Raw genomic sequence first — 2,565 nt, 5'->3', positions numbered from 1 at the left:
TAGTACAGTAATATTAATAAAAGAATGGAGAGGATTATCTATGAAAGTTCAACTATTTCAATTCAATCTAGCCCACGGTAATGCGAAAGCAAACCAAGATAAGATTGAATCATTATTTTCAAAACACCTTGAATCTGATACAGAAGTCGCTGTTTTACCTGAAATGTGGAATAACAGTTACGCATTAGAACAATTATCTACTCTTTCAGATGATGATTTAAAAGAGAGTCTATCATTCATTCAAAACTTGAGCCGTACTTATAACGTAACGATTGTGGCTGGTTCAGTTTCTAATAGAAGAAAAGGTAATACCTTCAATACTGCTTTCACAGTTAACGCACAAGGCAAATTAATTTATCAATATGATAAAGTGCATCTCGTTCCTATGTTAGATGAACACTTATATTTAACAGGCGGTGAAACAGTGCCTTATGTCTTTAATCTCAATGAACAAGTAACCGCTTCTCAAATTATTTGCTATGACTTACGTTTCCCGGAAATTGCACGACATCCTGCTATAGGTGGTGCAGATATTTTATTCTATGTAGCTGAATGGCCGATGGCACGTTTAAATCATTGGCGTACTTTACTACAAGGCAGAGCGATTGAAAATGATATCTTCGTCATTGCTTGCAATACTTGCGGGTTTGAAAAAGACGGCGGTACAGAATACGCTGGCCACTCACTTGTGATTAATCCAAATGGAGAAATCTTAGCTGAAGCAGGAACCGAAGAAGAAGTATTAACTGTAGATATCGATCTTGATGAAGTTAAACAACAACGTCAAAATATTCCTGTCTTTGATAACAGACGCCCTCACCTTTATAAATATGATCAGTAAAAAATAACCCATGAGTTTGGGAGGAACTCATGGGTTTTACTTATTATTAAGGGAATGTTTACAGTTATTTTTCTATCTATTTTTGGGGATGTTATTAATTATGAAAAAAATTTAGTGAATTTACCGATATTTGATAAATTTAATGTTACTCACGATAATTTAACTACAATGATATGCATACCGGACGCTTCATTTCCGCTATACACATTTGAGAGATGCAGGAATCAATGCAAGGACAAACACCGATTCCTGCTTTAAGGATTAAACAATTTAGTGCTTATACTCAAAGGACAATAAATAAGGGATTATTTTTGAGTGAATTTTTGAACAGTTTCGATGATTAATTTCACGAATTCACCGATAGTACCTACGATATCGCCTGCCATGTGAATTGCCCCCTTTCTTTTAAAATATAGGATGATCAGTTAGCTTAAAGCATGTTAGACCTACGAAGAATATTAACAATGCTATAAACCAATTTCTTTGAAATATTAAGATGAAGTAAGGTAACCACATTGACTTAAAACACACTAGGTTTATGTAATGTGTTACCTGAATTCTTATCACATCTCTGTGATACATCTTCATTAAAACATCAATTCTAAAGTTAATGTTAAATAATCCCTAACTTATGCTTTTTCAATCATAACTGTCTATAAAGATATGTTAAAATGACGATAATAGTAGATTTTCTACAGTTTGGAATGAAAAATGAACAGTTAGGCAATGAATCAATAAAATATCCTTTTTAGTTGTATAATATCAGTGAGGAGAGTGAGGCTATGCAAAAGGCTTTTTACAGGCAGGTTGATCGTTGGGCACAAGCCCTTCAGAAAAGAAACAATCTAGACCGTATCGCTTATCTAAAAATAAAGCTTGGCCTAGAAGTCTTTTTCAATAACCTTTTCAAAACGATTGTCGTTTATGGACTTGCTCTTCTATTCCATGTTTTCTTATACACACTAACTGTTCATTTAAGCTATTTTATTATCCGACACTTTGCACACGGTGCGCATGCTAAATCAACACTTGCATGCTATATAGAAAGTATTGTTTTATTCGTAATGTTGCCATGGCTCTTAGCAACATATCATGTGCCTATCAACATTATGATTACACTTGCAGCACTCGCAGTTATTTTACTTTGTATTTATGCACCTGCTGCTACAGTTAAGCAACCAATTCCCACACGACTGATTAAGAAAAAGAAAATCACGGCAATCATTCTTGCAACATTAATGTTTGCAATTTCATTCCTTGTTCCTAATGCATACCAACAAATGATTTTGCTAGGTATCACATTACAAGGTGGTTCACAATTGCCAATATTTTTCCCTAAAAACAGAAAGGATGTATTGTAATGGACTTATTAAATGGTATCTTTAAATTATTCGCTTTTATCTTTGAGAAAATTGGAAACTTAGCTAAGTATAACCCATGTCTAGGTTTTTTAGATGAACCAACTGTACCGAAAGAATTATTAGAAGAAGACAAATAAGAACTTCAAATTTCATCGTTATAGAGAGTGTGTTTAAACATGGAATTATTAAGCGGTATTTTAATATCATCCTATCAAGGATTGATGTTGTTTATTATCTCAAAAATCATATTAAACTTTAAATATACGTCAAAAGAAAAGGTAACAATAGGTATTATTACTATTTTCAGCGGGCTAATTTATATTGTTTTAAACAGATTTACATTATTCATAATCATTCTTATTG

General features: G+C 32.9%; 4 protein-coding genes and 1 pseudogene. 4 read left to right on the top strand and 1 reads right to left on the bottom strand.

Annotated elements, in window-relative coordinates:
* Positions 1–40 precede the first annotated feature (40 nt).
* Positions 41–841, top strand: a complete 801-nt coding sequence (locus BU038_RS12215; protein ID WP_107606238.1) for a carbon-nitrogen family hydrolase — start codon at positions 41–43, stop codon at positions 839–841.
* A gap of 305 nt (positions 842–1,146) precedes the next feature.
* Here BU038_RS12215 and BU038_RS12850 read toward each other — a convergent pair whose 3' ends face one another.
* Complete coding sequence (locus BU038_RS12850) at positions 1,147–1,227, bottom strand: delta-lysin family phenol-soluble modulin (RefSeq protein ID WP_103364423.1); 81 nt, start codon at positions 1,225–1,227, stop codon at positions 1,147–1,149.
* 396 nt (positions 1,228–1,623) lie between these two features.
* Here BU038_RS12850 and BU038_RS12205 point away from each other — a divergent pair, with 396 nt between their 5' ends.
* The 3 genes and pseudogenes from BU038_RS12205 to BU038_RS12580 all read left to right on the top strand — a co-directional run.
* Entirely contained in the window at positions 1,624–2,202 is a 579-nt protein-coding gene (locus BU038_RS12205) for an accessory gene regulator AgrB (RefSeq protein WP_107606237.1), read from the top strand.
* Positions 2,202–2,339: a cyclic lactone autoinducer peptide AgrD gene (gene agrD, locus BU038_RS12200; protein ID WP_023015908.1), complete on the top strand. Its 138-nt coding sequence runs from the start codon at positions 2,202–2,204 to the stop codon at positions 2,337–2,339. Before BU038_RS12205 ends, agrD begins: the two co-directional genes overlap by 1 nt.
* Before the next feature lie 39 nt (positions 2,340–2,378).
* Positions 2,379–2,565 (top strand): annotated as a pseudogene (locus BU038_RS12580) (quorum-sensing sensor histidine kinase AgrC); the annotation flags it as partial.

It is taken from the genome of Staphylococcus simulans (assembly GCF_003043455.1).
GTDB classification, from domain to species: domain Bacteria; phylum Bacillota; class Bacilli; order Staphylococcales; family Staphylococcaceae; genus Staphylococcus; species Staphylococcus simulans_A.
This window is presented reverse-complemented; position numbering and strand designations above follow the sequence as displayed.

Bases quoted from the DNA above. Each gene is read 5' to 3' on its own strand.
- BU038_RS12215 (WP_107606238.1), top strand. From the start codon at position 41: ATGAAAGTTCAACTATTTCAATTCAATCTAGCCCACGGTAATGCGAAA.
- agrD (WP_023015908.1), top strand. From the start codon at position 2,202: ATGGACTTATTAAATGGTATCTTTAAATTATTCGCTTTTATCTTTGAG.
- BU038_RS12205 (WP_107606237.1), top strand. From the start codon at position 1,624: ATGCAAAAGGCTTTTTACAGGCAGGTTGATCGTTGGGCACAAGCCCTT.
- BU038_RS12850 (WP_103364423.1), bottom strand. From the start codon at position 1,227: ATGGCAGGCGATATCGTAGGTACTATCGGTGAATTCGTGAAATTAATC.